The organism is Paraburkholderia sp. J11-2, from assembly GCF_905220185.1.
In the GTDB taxonomy this organism is placed as follows: Bacteria; Pseudomonadota; Gammaproteobacteria; order Burkholderiales; family Burkholderiaceae; genus Paraburkholderia.
The window spans coordinates 116,089-129,411 of record NZ_CAJMYY010000007.1 but is presented as its reverse complement, the minus strand read 5'-3'; the positions used below and the strand labels follow the sequence as shown (position 1 = coordinate 129,411).

The following is a 13,323-nucleotide window of genomic DNA, read 5'->3' as shown; positions in this document are numbered from 1 at the left end:
CGCCAACAATCACATGCCGTTGGGGTGGCAGTGTGCCTGGAGGCGTCGGGCGGCGCGCTTCTAAGCTTTCAGCAGCTCCGCTGCAAAAGAATTGGCGTGCGCTACGGCCTTTTGCGCGTCGGGAAATACGCCGAGCTGTTCCCAGCGTTCTTCGACCGCGTAGGTCCCTTTTTTCGCGAGCGCACGCTGCACGCACAATTGCGCCGCATAGCGGCCATCCTCCAATGGCTGAGCCCTCGCAATGATCTTGTGCGGAGGGCTGGATCGTTCTGGCTGAACCAACTCGACCGGCCCCTCGGGCGCGCCGATATCCTTCAACTCGTTCCTGGCGTGGCAGTCCGGGCAGTAGAAGCACCAACCCGCGTCCTCGTGACTGGCTCTGACTTGCCCGCGAGCCAGCACGGCACGGCATTCAACGTTTTCGCAGATGAACGGCATCGCAGTCTCCGGAGTTGTTTGGAGAAAAGCCTAGCACGTCCTTCGTTGACCAACCATTGGCAATGTTGCCGTGCCCGACGCTCGGGAAAACCCTCGGCCGCACGCGGGCGAAACAGCTCAGGTACGGTCCGTCAGGCTGCGCTCGCGACGCTCCACGTCGCCCGATGGGTGTTCCCGGAGAAACTGACCTCTGCGCCGAACGGCAGCGCGCAGTCCTGGGTGTAGAAGAAGAACCACGTTCCCTCGCGGTCAAAATACGCCCGGAAACAGGGCGAATCGTCACGCACTCCCGGCGCGTCTGAACAGCGAAACCAGTAGGTGATTCCATTCAGGACACCGTGGGAAAAGCGGTGTGAAGGGACTTCATCGCAGGCCGGAGATTCGAAGGCAAGGGCGCGGCTCACTCTTCCACCAGGCAGGAGTACGGTCACTTCGCCGGCCACGCGATCCTCGAAGGTGGCGGCCGTGCTATTCGGAGCCGGATCGATGGCGTCGCCACCCGTGCCAGGGCACTGAATCAGGGAGCGAACGTGCGCGAGGTGGAAAGACGGCGAAGCCTTCGATCCTGGGCGAAAGGGCTTGATGTTGTCCACGTTGCGGCTCCTGTGCAATGGGTTTCTCGGGGGCAACTGGAGCATAGGATTTCACCGGCTGGAGGCCTGCGACCAGGCGGCGCGCATTGAGGCTCCACTCTAATTATTGGCAGGGTGGCCGCCCGTCAATGACATGAGATTGATATGTCTACTAACGTTTCGCGCGCGGCTAAAGACTCACAGGTTTACTTTGCATGCGAACTATCTATATAATTCGCATGCAAAGTAAATTCATGGAGAGCACGATGACTGCCGAAATTCATGTCGATCAAGCCGACGGTATTCTGACGATTACGCTTGCCCGGCCGGACAAGAAGAATGCGCTGACGAATGTGATGTACGGCACGTTGGCGGACATCATCGAGAACGCCGAGCACGACAGCACAATCCGTGTATTGCTGCTGCAAGGGGACGGAGACATGTTTACCGCGGGCAACGATGTGGGCGAGTTCGCCGCAATCGCAGCGGGAAAGGGGCCGGCTGAGCGGCACGTACATCGCTTTTTGCATGCATTGGCGAAGTCGAGCGTGCCCGTCATCGCGGCAGTCCAGGGCAAGGCAGTCGGCATTGGCACCACCATGCTGCTGCACTGCGACTACGTGCTGCTCGCACCCGACGCGGAGCTGATCACCCCATTCGTCAATCTCGCCCTCGTTCCCGAGGCGGCGTCCAGCTGGCTGCTGCCGCTGCGCATTGGCCACGTCAGGGCCTTCGAGATGTTTGCGCTGGGCGAACCGCTCGACGCGCCATCTGCTGTCGCGTTGGGCATCGCGAACAAGGTCTGTGCGCAGGGGCAGCTACGGGATGACGCGCGCAGGATGGCAGAAAGAATCGCCGCAAAGCCGGCCGGCTCACTGAGCGCCATGAAAAAGCTCATGCGCGACGCCGAGGCGCTGGTTGTGCAGATGGACAGTGAGAGTGCAAAGTTCCAGGAACGGCTGGCTAGTGCCGAGGCAAGGGAGGCATTCGCGGCCTTTGCCGAAAAACGCAAGCCGGACTTCTCCAAGGTTGCGCAGCACTAGTCAATGCCTGGCTGGCGGCTGCGGATCGGGTTACGCGTCGCCGTCTTCGGCGAGCGGAAACCTGGTCTGCAGGCTGGTCAGCCATCGCGCCACGACGTCAATTTCCGCTTCCGTAAAGCCTTCGGTCAATTTCGCGTTCAAGTCTTTCATGCGAAGCTTTGAGCGCTGGCGTGCGGTGCGCCCGGCCTCAGTGAGCCACAGGCGCGACACCCGGCCATCGTTCTCGTCGGCACAGCGTTCGATCAAGCCGGCTTTTTCTGTGCGGTCAGCGAGACCGCTCATTCCCGGTGCGCCCAGATCCAGCGCGGCAGCGGCCTCGCTCATCAGCGCGCCGTTGCGCTCACCCAGAAAGAACAGCAGCCCCGCTTGCGCGGCTGTCACGCCGCCACCGGCGGCGCGTGCTTGCGACCACCGTTGCAGTCGACGCTGTCCGACATTCAATAGATAGACGAGGCGGTGCTTCATTTCGCGGCAGAGAAGGTTGAGCGATTTAGTTCGCGCGCGAATGATATCACGCGCGATAGTCGGCATCTTCCTCTGTGGCTTCCCTGCCTTCTGCTGCCTACGCGACCTTGCGAGTCAAATCCACTTGCCCCGAAGCGCCGGCGCTCAGCTCGGCGCGGTCCGACTCAGGCACCTCGCCCGCGCGCCGATGGATGTCATGCGTGACGAAGCCCTGTTCGCGGCTCGGTATCGCGAACCAGTCCGGATGCGCGAACGAGGCGCGAATGTCTTCTACGCCGCTCGACCAGTGCTCTTTCATCGTGTCGGCACTGAATTCGTAGTCCTTGTAATGCCCTTCGTAAGGCTTGTTCTTGTAGATCAGGTGGACCACGTTGATCGACGAACCGTCGGCCACCTTTTCGGCGAGCCGGAAGAGGGGATCGCTGCTGCGCGCCTCGGCGGGCACGTGCTCGAGCAGTTCCTTGATAAAACGCGCGTGCTTTTGCCGATCGGCAAGCATGTTGGTGATGGCGCGCGTGCGGCTCGAGTATTGAATGTCCTTGGCTCGCTCGGCCACGTCCATGAAATCGGCGGGCACAGTGCCGCTCGCGCTCCAGAGATCGACCTGGAAGACGAGCGTGTCCTTATGGTCCGCGTCACGCAGCACTTCCGTGAGCGGTGTGTTCGACACAAGGCCGCCGTCCCAGTAATATTCGCCGTCGATTTCCACAGCTGGAAAGCCCGGCGGCAGCGCGCCGGATGCCATGAAGTGCTCGGGCTCGAGGCGCATTTTCGCGTTATCGAAATACACGAGATTGCCGCTGCGAACATTGACAGCACCCACCGACACCCGGATTGGGCCATCGTTGATACGGTCGAAATCGGCGAAACGTTGCAGCGTCGACTTCAATGCGGCGGTGTCGTAGTAGCTCACGGCACTCGGCGTTGCCTTGTGCCAGCCCGCGATGGGCAGCGGGCGGCGCGGTGCGAAAAAGCCAGGCTGGCCCTCCGTGATCGCGCGGCCTGCGGCCCACATGCTAGCCCAGCGGCGCGCCAGTTCCTGATGGCTGAACATCGGCATGGCGAGGGCGCTGAGGTTGCCGAGCCAGTCGATCGGATGGCAGATCGACTCCCAGAAGCCACGCAACGCTTCTACGCGCTGCGCAGGCTCATTGCCCGCGATGATCGCCGTATTGAGCGCGCCGATCGACACGCCCGCGATGCGATGCGGCTCGACGCCAGCCTGCGCGAGCCCTTCGAACACGCCGGCCTGATACGACCCGAGCGCGCCGCCGCCCTGCAAAACAAGGGCGATTTCGTCGTAGCGCGGCAGCTCAAACGGCTTGCGCTCCGTGCGTGCGGTTAGTGTGCTGCTGCGCATACGTTCTCCCTTCGTTCGTTTGTCGCTTAGTGCATCGACCAGCCGTGCGTGACGAGGACCGACTGGCCCGTCAACGCCGCCGACCCAAAGCCCGCGAGGAACGCGACCGTGTTGGCCACGTCGTCGAGCGAGGTGAACTCGCCGTCCACGGTGTCCTTGAGCATGACGTTCTTCACGACGTCGGCTTCCGAAATACCGAGCGCCCTGGCCTGCTCGGGAATCTGCTTGTCGACGAGCGGCGTGCGCACGAAGCCCGGGCACACGACGTTGGCGCGCACGCCGCGCGGGCCGCCTTCCTTCGCCACTACGCGCGCCAGGCCGAGCAGACCGTGTTTCGCGGTCACATACGCTGCCTTGAGCTTCGAAGCCTCGTGCGAATGCACCGAGCCCATGTAGACGATCGAGCCGCCCTTGCCGCTCGCGTACATATGCTTGAGCGCGGCCTTGGTCGTGAGAAACGCGCCGTCGAGATGGATCGCGAGCATCTTCTTCCAGTCGGCAAACGCAAACTCGTCTACGGGGCTGATAATCTGGATGCCCGCGTTCGACACGAGCACGTCGATCCCACCGAAGACTTTCGCCGCTTCGTCGATGCCGGCGTTCACGGCTTCCTCGTTGGTCACATCCATCGCCACGGCAAGCGCCTTGCCGCCTGCGGCCACGATGCTGTCCGCCACCTTGCCGGCGTTGGCGAGATTGAGGTCGGCAATCACGACTGCCGCGCCCTGGCTCGCAAACGTGCGTGCGCAATGTTCGCCAATGCCGCTCGCGGCGCCCGTGATGACTGCCACCTTATCTTTCAAATACATACGTATTCCTTACTAAGTGAAATAGATAAAAAGATCAGGCGATCTCGGTTTCGGCTTCGTCCAAGGCGGCGCCGCGGCTCGCGCCGTGGTTGGATGCGTCAGCGAGATAGTCGAAGGCGACTTCGCCGATGTCGAGCGTGAGGTCCGCAATGACGTGGCGGGCGCCCACCACGCGGCGCACGGGCAGATCGGCGACGGGCGCAAGCGCGTGCGGATGCAGTTCGATGGCGGCCGGGCCGCTCCATGCGCCGCGCACAGTCACGTCGCGCAGATAGAAGCGCACGAGTTCGCAAATGCGTGCTGTGCCGTCCACGTGCGGAATGATCTTGAGCAGATAGTTGGGGGTGTCGGCGAGCTTGCGGCGCTCGTCTTCGCTATTGAGCACATGATGCTTGTAGCCCATCGTGCCGGTCGCGATGCGCTGCGTGCCGTAATCGAGCGTGCCGAGCAGCGTGTCGTTGCCGTCGACCGCGAGCACGGGGCGTGCAAGCTTCTTCGGGAAGCCCCAGATTTCGCGTCCGCCGGCAATCGGGCCTTCGTCGTCGAGATACATCGAATGCGTGTAATTCGCGAGACGGCCTTGCGGATCGCGCACGGAGATCACCTGGCCGCTTTCGGTGTAGTCGCCGAAACCCGACGAGTCGGGCATGCGGATGAATTCGTAGTGGACGAGATTGTTTTCGGGCTTCAACGGCTCCGGCACGATGGCGCGCAGCGCATCGGGATCGGTTTCGTAGGTAATGATGAAATATTCGCGATTGACGAAGCGAAACGGCGGCCGCGGATACGCGGGGTTGTGCATCGGCATTGCGAAAGCATCACGGCGGATTCTTGCCAGATCCATACTGTTCTCCAGGCCAGGTTGCGTGAAAACGTCGCAACAGATGGTAAGGGGAAACCATGACACAATCGCATTTATGGCGATAAAACACCGTTTCGATTTCGTTAAATAAAAAGGAAATTGAAAGTTTATTGGCCATAACGCGGTTATTTTCAGGTAATGAATTCGGCCTCGCATTTGCCAATTTCCGGCGCTTAATCAGCGCATTACGTTTATCTGCGTGAAAACGTATGAGGAATGCCGCGCTCAAAACACGAAATAGATTAATGCGTGGATCGGGAAGGGCGGCCAGCCCCCTTGCATCGTGCACGAACGCCGCGTCGCGCCCCGACCTGCAGCACAGTCGATGTTGTAATACATCTTTTGGGTTGTCTGGCGTAACATAGCGTCGCTTCCTGCGGGGAAGGCGGCGGGGCAGGCCCGCCGGTAGCGAGAATAGTTACGGAGACACTATGCAGCCTGACGTGGCGCCTTCACGGCGCGTCAAAACCATTCAGCGTCAAACCCTCATCCTGTTGGTCATTTGTGTATCGATCAGCACCATCGACCGCGCCGCGCTTGCGGTGGCCAATCCCCTTGTCCGGCATGACCTCGGCCTTTCCGTTTCGGAAATGGGGCTGCTGCTGTCCGCGTTTCTGTGGGCCTACGCCGTCGCCCAGTTGCCCATCGGGCCGATGATCGACCGGTTCGGTCCGCGCCGTGTGCTCACCGCCGGCATTGCCGTCTGGTCCACGGCACAAATGCTGTGCGGCGCGGCTACAGGCACCCTCGCGTTCGCCGGCTCGCGCGCGCTGCTCGGCGTGGGGGAGGCACCGCAGTTTCCGACCGCCGCGTGCGCGGCGAGAGACTGGTTCGCCGTGCGCGATCGCGGCCGCGCCACCGGCTGGTTCATGTGCGCGAGCTATCTCGGCACCGGCATTGCCGCGCCGCTCATCACGGGGCTCATGCTGACGTTCGGCTGGCGCTGGATGTTCGTCATCATGGGCGTGCTCGGACTGATCGTCGCGCTCGTTTGGGGGCTCAAATACCGCAGCCCGCACGAAGTCGCGCTCGGTGAAGACGAGCGAGCCTATTTCGGCACGCCCGCCCATGGCGGCGCGCGCGCTCAGCAGGTGAGCCTGCGGCAGTGGGCGAGCCTTTTCCGGTCCGGCACCACCTGGGGCATGCTTGCCGGCTACTTTGGCATCATCTACGTGAACTGGCTCTTCAATACGTGGCTGCCCGGCTATCTGCACATGCAGCGGCACATGAGCCTCGTGCAAGTGGGCTGGATGGCGGCCATTCCGTATTCGTGCGCGGTAGTGGGCGCGATCACGGCGGGCTATCTCGTCGACTGGCTTTCGAAGCGCGGCGCGAGCCTGACCACGAGCCGCAAGGCGCCCGCGTGCGTGTTCCTCTTCGTGCAGACGCTGCTCGTCATTTGCGCGGTGTCGAGCACGAGCAACGCGGTCGCGATTGCATGCCTTTCGGGGGCCATGTTCTGCGGAACGGCCGCCACGACGATCGCATGGGCGATGGTCAGCGTGTTTGCGCCCGCGGCCTATACGGGTTCGCTCGGTTCGCTGCAGAATTTCGGCGGCTACCTGGGCGGCGCCTGCGCGCCGATCGTGACGGGTCTCATCGTTCAGAAGACCGGTTCGTTCGATCTTGCGCTTTACATTGGCGCGGGAATGTCGCTGCTGGCGGCACTCGCCTATGTGGCGCTCGTGCGTGGCAAGATCGCTGTCGCACAGGAAGAAGAGGCACCGGCGCTCGTCGGTTGATCACAAACGAGCGACGGTATGCGCGGCCTGCCGCCCAAATTCATTGCGCATGAATGCGGGTTCGCAGGCCAGGGCTGGAACGTGACACTTTACGAGTGAGCAAGATAGTGACGGACTAAAATGGATTGGCACGCCTAAGCACAAGACGTGCTTCCTGTTTCGCGAGGCCTGCGAGCATACCGGCGAGATGCGATGAGCATATTCAGGTTTCAATCGGCGACGGACTCGGCATTTCTCAAACGATCGCATGCGCCCAGCGCGATTCGCGCATGGCTGGTCGACATGCTTTGCTGGCCAGCCCGATTCCAGGATCCGCAGGTCGAGCGCGAATTCACGGAGGACTACGGCCGGCGTTTTGCCGACTTTCGCCGCGCGGCCTTAGTGCTCGGCACGCTGATCTGGGTGTGTTTCGGCTTTTGGGAAATCAGTCTCGCGCAGACCAGCACGGTGTTCCGGCCGTACTTTCCAGAGGTGTTCGCGTTCCGTTGCGCGGGGGCATTGGGCGCGACCGTCGGCATTGTGCTCGCCTTCAGACTCGAATTTCATCGCGACAAGGTTGCACACTGGATCCTGCTTTCGGGGCTGGCGTTCATGTGCTTCTGCCTGTTGATGCAAACGGTGCTCGCGCCACGTCCGTTCAATTTCACCCATTTCTTCGTCGGCTTTTATCTCATTCTCTTTTATCTGTTCGGCTTTCTTCGCTTGCGGGCCAAGGCGACTTTCATACTCACCGTGTGCGTGATAACCGTGATCGTGGCGGCGCAAGTGCTCACTCAGGCGGTCGAGCCCGATAACTTCGCGGCGGGCATGTTCTACCTGTTGAACGTCGCCCTTTTGGGCCATAGCGTCAACGTGAACGCCGAGCGGCATGTGCGCGACCGCTATGTCGCCGTCCAGGCGCTTGCCCATAGCAACGACGCGTTGCAAAGCGCCAATGCCGAACTCGCGCAAAAGCACCAGGATCTCGAGCGCGCGCGTCGCGACCAGCAGACCAAGTCGGAAGCCCTGATCGCGTTGCGCGAGCAGCAGCGCGAAGCCGCCGAGCAGGCGAGCCGGGCGAAATCGCGCTTCATGGCGGCAGCCGCGCACGACCTGCGCCAGCCCATGCACGCGCTCAACCTTTTTCTTGCCGCGGCTGACGAAGCGCTGGACGCGCGCGATATCGAAGCATCGAGCAAGCTGATCGGCGAGGCGCGCAAGGCTTCCGTGTTGTCGGCGCGTTTGTTCAACGCGGTGCTCGACCTGTCGAAGCTCGAATCGGGCCATGTCGACCCGGTCTATACGAGCGTCGACTTAAGCCGCGTAATCGCGGAGACGGTTGAGCAACTCGCGTCCTTCGCGGCGAGCCGCGGCGTGACGCTGCGCTATGCAAGGGCGCTGCAAAAACCGGCATGGGTGCGTACCGACCCCGACTGGATTCCCCGCGTGTTGAGCAATCTCATTGCGAACGGCATCAAATACTCGGATCCATCGAAAGCGGGGCGCTCCACGGTGCTAGTGGGATTGGTACGTATGCCTAATTATGTTCGCCTCGACGTGCTCGACAACGGCATTGGCATTGCGCCGGAGCATTGGGACACGATCTTCCAGCCGTTCGTGCAACTCGGCAATCCGGAGCGGGACCGCGAGAAAGGACTTGGACTCGGCTTGTCGATCGTGAATGCGGTGGTGTCCCTGCTCGAGGGGCACCGTCTCGAACTGAAATCGATCGAGGGACACGGATCGCGCTTCTCGGTGCGCTTGCCGGTGGCGGATCAATTTGCGCTCCAGGATGCCACGCTGCCGCCAGCCGATACGGTGGCGTCGCAGTCACCGTCGTCGCTGCGCGGTCTCTATGTGTTGCTGGTGGAAGACGACAGCCTCGTGCGCGCGTCCATGGAAGCGCTATTTGCGCGGTGGGGGGTGCTGTCCGATTCGGTGCGCTCCGCCGCCGAACTCAGCGAACTGCTGCAGTCGATCGAACGCGTGCCGGACCTGGTGATCAGCGACTACCGGTTGCCGGAGATGTCGACCGCACACGACGTCATTCGTCTGCTTGGCGAGCACGTTGCGCGGCCCGTGCCGTGCCTCGTGGTGACGGGCGAAGCCGTGGCCAGCACGCAGGGCGTATTGCCGGAGCGCTGCGTGCTCAGCAAGCCGTTGTCTCCCGACCTGCTGATTGCGCGCATGCTCGAATTGACGGAGGCGTCGGCCCGGGCGAGTTAGACCGCCGGGGCATGCGCCACGGTGGGAATCTCAATGCCCCGGCGCGCCATTTCGACGATCAGGAACGTACGCCGCGATACGTTGAAGCGGCTCAGCAGATCGCTGATGTATTCCTTTGCGGTGTTCTCAGAGATATTCATCTTGCGCGCGATGGCCTTGTTCGACATGCCCTGCAATAGAAAGCCCAAGGTTTGCGCGAGGCGCGGCGGCAGGTTCAGCGAGTCGATCGGCACGCCCTTGCTCGGGCCCGGGGACTGCGGGGTATGCCCGCCTTTGCCGAGCACGCTGTTGGGCAGATAAACGCGTCCGTTCAGGATCGTCTGCAGGGCCTCCCGGAACACTGCGCCGCCTTCCTCGCTGGCCTTCGAAATGAAGCCGCCAGCGCCATTCTTGATGCAGTCCAGCACGGTTTCGCGGTCGTCCTGCGCGGACAGCATCACTACATGGGCAGCCCGCTCGTTGTCCTGCAGCCAGCGCAGCAGGTCGAGCCCGGTGTGATTGTTCCCGATCTGGTAGTCGAGAAAAACGAGGTCGTAAGCCTTGTTCTGGAGCCGCTCGACGGCGGCGTCGTACGAGCCCGCCTCGTCGATATCGAGCGTCGGCTCCGAAGTCAGAATCAGGCTCTTCATCGCGATACGCGTCAGGCCTTCGTCTTCTACGAGCAGTACGTGGCGGAAATACAGGTTGTCCATCGGGCGCCTCTCTAGTCGCGACCACTGTACCCGTAATTCATCTGGTTGCGATCCCCCCATAGCGGGGGACGCATCCGGGGCCACCTTCTGGAGGCGTATTTCCCCCGCTATGGCCGGTTTTTCCAGCGTCCCGAAACGAGCACGATGGCGTCAATGCAGTTCGGACGTGCAGTTCAGACGACTAGGGACACCACCATGCATACGCCGCATGCCGACTTCAAAAGCCTGCTGAATATTTTCCGCTTCGCGTCGGACGACGAAACCCGTGCGCGCCAGTGCAAGCCGGAGCCGGAGGCGGAACCGGCAACGCAGCCTGACGCCACGATCCTGGCGGAGCTTCTGCGGGCAAGGGCGCTGATGGTGCGCATCGAGTCGAGCGGCGTGAAATTCCCGGACCAGATCTACGACGTATTCGTGCAGGCCTTGAGCGCCTACGACCAGAAGTGCTGGACGGAGCAGATCGACCGGAGCTTCTGCATCACGCTGAGTCTGCTGGAGTCGATTGCGCGGCACCGGCGCGGGGCCGCAGCGAAGCGCGCCGTGTGCACGGATGTGACCCTGGTGAATCACGACAACCGTGGCCAGACCGTCATCATCAGCGAGCGGCGCGACGGGCTCAATGGGCTCGATGGTAATTGGTGAACGATCAACGCATGGGCCGACTGAACCGCCTGGCTGACGAGGAGATCGTGCGATGCAAGACCATTCCATCGAGTACGACGCCGTTGATGAAAGGCGCCTGCAATCCCTGCTCGCGCAGGAACGCGAAAGCCAGGTGGGAGGCCGGCGGGCAGGGCGCGACAAAGCGATTGAAACAAAGACAGAGACAGAGCGGCGGCCTCACAGTCCCTACACTGTCCACACTCTCGACACCGCGATTGCTCACCTCGAAAGCGCCATTGGCGCAGATAAAGCGATGGAGATTTTCGGTGCGGGCTATTGGCACGCTCGTGTGCTCGAACTCCGGTCCACACCGGGCATTCTGTACGTTCAGGAGCGTCGGCTGAAGTGTTTGCTGGATCGGTTCGCGGTCATGTCCGGGGGGCAGGCAATGGGCTGAATAATGTTGGAAGCAGAAAAGCGGGGGCATAGCAAAGCAATACGGGAAGCGTGAGAGACCACCAAAAAATCAGCGAAAGAACCATCCATTCGCACTAGCGGGAACGCGATGCTGGCATCGGACACAGCAACGCTCGGGGTTCCGTTGTCCCTCGTTCAGGCAAGGAGATTGCAAGAACAACCGCCGCCCTTGAAGACCCAGCAATAACTACAGGGTTGTTGGCGTTCGCCGTGCGGCACGCGTATCGCGCCGCACGGCATTTATTTTTTTCGAGCGTGACGCCTGAATCTCATCGGCGTCGCAGAAGCTCATTGTGTTCGAACAGCTCGACGAGCCAGTCGATAAATACACGGACTTTCGCGCTCAGATAGCGGTTGGGCGGATAGATCACGTGCACGGGGTAGGTGGGCTGCGACCAGTCCTCGAGCAGCGGCACGAGCTTTCCCGCGGCAATGGCGTCGCGCACCGAATAGGCGGGTGCCTGGATAATGCCGAGGCTCGCGAGGCCGGCTGCCAGATAAGTATTCGTATCGTTGACGATGAGCCGGTGAGTGAGCGGCAGCCCCTCTTTTCGATCGTCGTACAAAAACGGGAATGACGCGGGGTAGCCTGCGCCCGAGGGAATCATGCCGATGGTCGGAAAGTTGCTCAACTGATCCGGCGAGGTGGGCGTGCCGTGCGCGTCGAGCAGCGCCGGCGTCGCGCATGTGGTGAAGCCGAACGCACCGATCTGCCGTGCGACGAGAAACGGTTCGTCGACCTTGCCGGCGCGGATCGCGCAGTGGAAGCCCTCGGCAATCAGGTCGGCGCGCTCATTGCCCACCTCCAGTTCGATCTGGACGTCCGGATAGGTGCGGTAGAAGTCATCGAGCGCCGGCGCGAGCACCAGTGTGCCGATCGCCGTCGCCGCGTCGACACGGATCTTGCCCGAGGGCTTGGTCCGCGCATGGGTCGTCGACGATTCGATGTCCGCGAGGTCGGCGAGCAAACGCACGACACGGTCGTAGTAGAGCGCGCCTTCCGGCGTGACCGTCACCGAGCGCGTGGTGCGATGCAGCAGACGCACCTTCAGGTCTTCTTCGAGCTTCTGGATGAGCCGCGTCAACGACGCGTTCGGCATGTCGAGCGTCTCGGCCGCTTTCGTGAACGTACCGGCCTCGACCACGCGCACGAACGCGTTCATCGCTGCGATGCGGTCCATGACAGGCGTCTCCGTTCGAAGGGACGCCGCCATTAGACCGCACAATCGCGACACCTGCTTTCAGATGCCCTTGAAGTCCATCGCCGGGCGTGGGCGGCCCGCCTTCAGCGCGTCGACGGCGGAGCGCAGCCCGCGTTGCACGTCGTCGGTTTCGAACAGCGGCATCGCAATGTCGAGCATCGCTTCGTCCGCCGCCGCGACGCCGCCAACGGCCCATGCGCGCAGCAGCGCCTTGTGCGCGGCATAGGCACGCGTGGGGCCGCTCGCGAGCTGGCGCGCGAACTGGGTCGCTTCATCCAGCAGCGCTGCGTCGGCCACCACGCGATTCACGATGCCGAATCGCTCCATCGTGGCGGCGGGCACTTTCTCCGACGTGAGCGCCCATTCGGAAGCGCGCGAGCGTCCCGCGCGTTCCGCGACGCGGTAGATGCCGCCGAGCACGGTGACGATGCCCAGTGTTTGCTCGGGATGGCCAAAGGTCGCCGATTCGGCGGCGAAGATCACGTCTGCCCGCAGCGCGAGTTCGAAGCCGCCGCCGAAGCACAGACCCTGCACCGCGGCGACCACCGGCAGCGGCAGGTGCTCGAAGCGATTGAACACGGACAGGTAACGCCCGAAACGCGCGCGCAGTTCGCGCACACTCGCATCGGGCCAGGTCATGATGTCGCCGCCGAACGAGAAGTTTTCGCCAACGCTGCGCACGAGCACGGCGCGAGCTTCGCTGCGCTCGATTGCGGTGACGGCCGCATCGAGTTCGTCGATCATCAGGTCGTCGATGCGATTTTGCGGAGGGCGGTCGATGACGATCGTCGCGAGCGCGCCGTCGAAGCTGACAGTCAGGTGAGCCATGAGGTGATCCTTGAAACGTGAGTGC

15 protein-coding genes are annotated in these 13,323 nt (G+C 62.3%); 5 read left to right on the top strand and 10 right to left on the bottom strand.

Annotation, left to right across the window (positions count from 1 at the left end; all coding sequences use genetic code 11):
* Nucleotides 1-60: 60 nt before the first annotated feature.
* Both U5A57_RS12045 and U5A57_RS12040 read right to left on the bottom strand, forming a co-directional pair.
* Nucleotides 61-438 (bottom strand): hypothetical protein, encoded by a 378-nt coding sequence (locus tag U5A57_RS12045; protein WP_321911079.1) that lies wholly within the window; start codon nucleotides 436-438, stop codon nucleotides 61-63.
* A 131-nt stretch (nucleotides 439-569) separates the two neighbouring features.
* Nucleotides 570-1,031 (bottom strand): hypothetical protein, encoded by a 462-nt coding sequence (locus U5A57_RS12040; protein ID WP_321911077.1) that lies wholly within the window; start codon nucleotides 1,029-1,031, stop codon nucleotides 570-572.
* 245 nt (nucleotides 1,032-1,276) lie between these two features.
* On the opposite strand from U5A57_RS12040, the gene U5A57_RS12035 reads away from it, so the two are divergent.
* Nucleotides 1,277-2,053, top strand: a complete 777-nt coding sequence (locus tag U5A57_RS12035; RefSeq protein WP_321911075.1) for an enoyl-CoA hydratase-related protein — start codon at nucleotides 1,277-1,279, stop codon at nucleotides 2,051-2,053.
* Between the two features lie 30 nt (nucleotides 2,054-2,083).
* On the opposite strand, the gene U5A57_RS12030 is transcribed toward U5A57_RS12035, so the two are convergent.
* The 5 genes from U5A57_RS12030 to U5A57_RS12010 all read right to left on the bottom strand — a co-directional run bounded on the left by U5A57_RS12030 (nucleotide 2,084) and on the right by U5A57_RS12010 (nucleotide 5,838).
* Complete coding sequence (locus U5A57_RS12030) at nucleotides 2,084-2,518, bottom strand: MarR family winged helix-turn-helix transcriptional regulator (protein ID WP_321911326.1); 435 nt, start codon at nucleotides 2,516-2,518, stop codon at nucleotides 2,084-2,086.
* A gap of 97 nt (nucleotides 2,519-2,615) precedes the next feature.
* A complete protein-coding gene (locus U5A57_RS12025) occupies nucleotides 2,616-3,878 on the bottom strand; it encodes a patatin-like phospholipase family protein (RefSeq protein ID WP_321911074.1) in 1,263 nt (420 codons plus the stop codon).
* A 26-nt stretch (nucleotides 3,879-3,904) separates the two neighbouring features.
* Nucleotides 3,905-4,687: a 3-hydroxybutyrate dehydrogenase gene (locus tag U5A57_RS12020; protein ID WP_321911072.1), complete on the bottom strand. Its 783-nt coding sequence runs from the start codon at nucleotides 4,685-4,687 to the stop codon at nucleotides 3,905-3,907.
* A 34-nt stretch (nucleotides 4,688-4,721) separates the two neighbouring features.
* Nucleotides 4,722-5,531 carry an acetoacetate decarboxylase gene (locus U5A57_RS12015; protein ID WP_321911070.1) on the bottom strand — a complete coding sequence of 270 codons (810 nt, stop codon included), beginning with the start codon at nucleotides 5,529-5,531 and terminating at the stop codon, nucleotides 4,722-4,724.
* A complete protein-coding gene (locus U5A57_RS12010) occupies nucleotides 5,506-5,838 on the bottom strand; it encodes a hypothetical protein (protein WP_321911068.1) in 333 nt (110 codons plus the stop codon). The genes U5A57_RS12015 and U5A57_RS12010 overlap by 26 nt, the downstream gene beginning before the upstream one ends.
* 142 nt (nucleotides 5,839-5,980) lie before the next feature.
* Here U5A57_RS12010 and U5A57_RS12005 point away from each other — a divergent pair, with 142 nt between their 5' ends.
* Both U5A57_RS12005 and U5A57_RS12000 read left to right on the top strand, forming a co-directional pair.
* On the top strand, nucleotides 5,981-7,291 hold the full coding sequence (locus U5A57_RS12005) for an MFS transporter (protein ID WP_321911066.1): 1,311 nt from the start codon (nucleotides 5,981-5,983) through the stop codon (nucleotides 7,289-7,291).
* A gap of 192 nt (nucleotides 7,292-7,483) precedes the next feature.
* Nucleotides 7,484-9,496: a hybrid sensor histidine kinase/response regulator gene (locus U5A57_RS12000; protein WP_321911063.1), complete on the top strand. Its 2,013-nt coding sequence runs from the start codon at nucleotides 7,484-7,486 to the stop codon at nucleotides 9,494-9,496.
* Here the strand turns inward: U5A57_RS12000 and U5A57_RS11995 are convergent.
* Complete coding sequence (locus U5A57_RS11995) at nucleotides 9,493-10,188, bottom strand: response regulator transcription factor (protein ID WP_321911062.1); 696 nt, start codon at nucleotides 10,186-10,188, stop codon at nucleotides 9,493-9,495. The genes U5A57_RS12000 and U5A57_RS11995 overlap by 4 nt on opposite strands.
* 153 nt (nucleotides 10,189-10,341) lie before the next feature.
* Here U5A57_RS11995 and U5A57_RS11990 point away from each other — a divergent pair, with 153 nt between their 5' ends.
* On the top strand, nucleotides 10,342-10,830 hold the full coding sequence (locus U5A57_RS11990; RefSeq protein WP_321911060.1) for a hypothetical protein: 489 nt from the start codon (nucleotides 10,342-10,344) through the stop codon (nucleotides 10,828-10,830).
* 52 nt (nucleotides 10,831-10,882) lie between these two features.
* Complete coding sequence (locus U5A57_RS11985) at nucleotides 10,883-11,248, top strand: hypothetical protein (protein WP_321911058.1); 366 nt, start codon at nucleotides 10,883-10,885, stop codon at nucleotides 11,246-11,248.
* A gap of 289 nt (nucleotides 11,249-11,537) precedes the next feature.
* Here U5A57_RS11985 and U5A57_RS11980 read toward each other — a convergent pair whose 3' ends face one another.
* Nucleotides 11,538-12,449 (bottom strand): LysR family transcriptional regulator, encoded by a 912-nt coding sequence (locus tag U5A57_RS11980; protein ID WP_321911056.1) that lies wholly within the window; start codon nucleotides 12,447-12,449, stop codon nucleotides 11,538-11,540.
* A 60-nt stretch (nucleotides 12,450-12,509) separates the two neighbouring features.
* Nucleotides 12,510-13,298 (bottom strand): enoyl-CoA hydratase/isomerase family protein, encoded by a 789-nt coding sequence (locus tag U5A57_RS11975; protein ID WP_321911054.1) that lies wholly within the window; start codon nucleotides 13,296-13,298, stop codon nucleotides 12,510-12,512.
* Nucleotides 13,299-13,323: the final 25 nt, after the last annotated feature.

Excerpts from the sequence above, each read along its gene's own strand:
- U5A57_RS12020 (WP_321911072.1), bottom strand. The coding sequence starts at position 4,687 with ATGTATTTGAAAGATAAGGTGGCAGTCATCACGGGCGCCGCGAGCGGC.
- U5A57_RS11985 (WP_321911058.1), top strand. The coding sequence starts at position 10,883 with ATGCAAGACCATTCCATCGAGTACGACGCCGTTGATGAAAGGCGCCTG.
- U5A57_RS12025 (WP_321911074.1), bottom strand. The coding sequence starts at position 3,878 with ATGCGCAGCAGCACACTAACCGCACGCACGGAGCGCAAGCCGTTTGAG.
- U5A57_RS12000 (WP_321911063.1), top strand. The coding sequence starts at position 7,484 with ATGAGCATATTCAGGTTTCAATCGGCGACGGACTCGGCATTTCTCAAA.
- U5A57_RS12005 (WP_321911066.1), top strand. The coding sequence starts at position 5,981 with ATGCAGCCTGACGTGGCGCCTTCACGGCGCGTCAAAACCATTCAGCGT.
- U5A57_RS11990 (WP_321911060.1), top strand. The coding sequence starts at position 10,342 with ATGCAGTTCGGACGTGCAGTTCAGACGACTAGGGACACCACCATGCAT.
- U5A57_RS11980 (WP_321911056.1), bottom strand. The coding sequence starts at position 12,449 with ATGGACCGCATCGCAGCGATGAACGCGTTCGTGCGCGTGGTCGAGGCC.
- U5A57_RS12015 (WP_321911070.1), bottom strand. The coding sequence starts at position 5,531 with ATGGATCTGGCAAGAATCCGCCGTGATGCTTTCGCAATGCCGATGCAC.
- U5A57_RS11975 (WP_321911054.1), bottom strand. The coding sequence starts at position 13,298 with ATGGCTCACCTGACTGTCAGCTTCGACGGCGCGCTCGCGACGATCGTC.
- U5A57_RS12045 (WP_321911079.1), bottom strand. The coding sequence starts at position 438 with ATGCCGTTCATCTGCGAAAACGTTGAATGCCGTGCCGTGCTGGCTCGC.
- U5A57_RS12030 (WP_321911326.1), bottom strand. The coding sequence starts at position 2,518 with ATGAAGCACCGCCTCGTCTATCTATTGAATGTCGGACAGCGTCGACTG.
- U5A57_RS12035 (WP_321911075.1), top strand. The coding sequence starts at position 1,277 with ATGACTGCCGAAATTCATGTCGATCAAGCCGACGGTATTCTGACGATT.
- U5A57_RS11995 (WP_321911062.1), bottom strand. The coding sequence starts at position 10,188 with ATGGACAACCTGTATTTCCGCCACGTACTGCTCGTAGAAGACGAAGGC.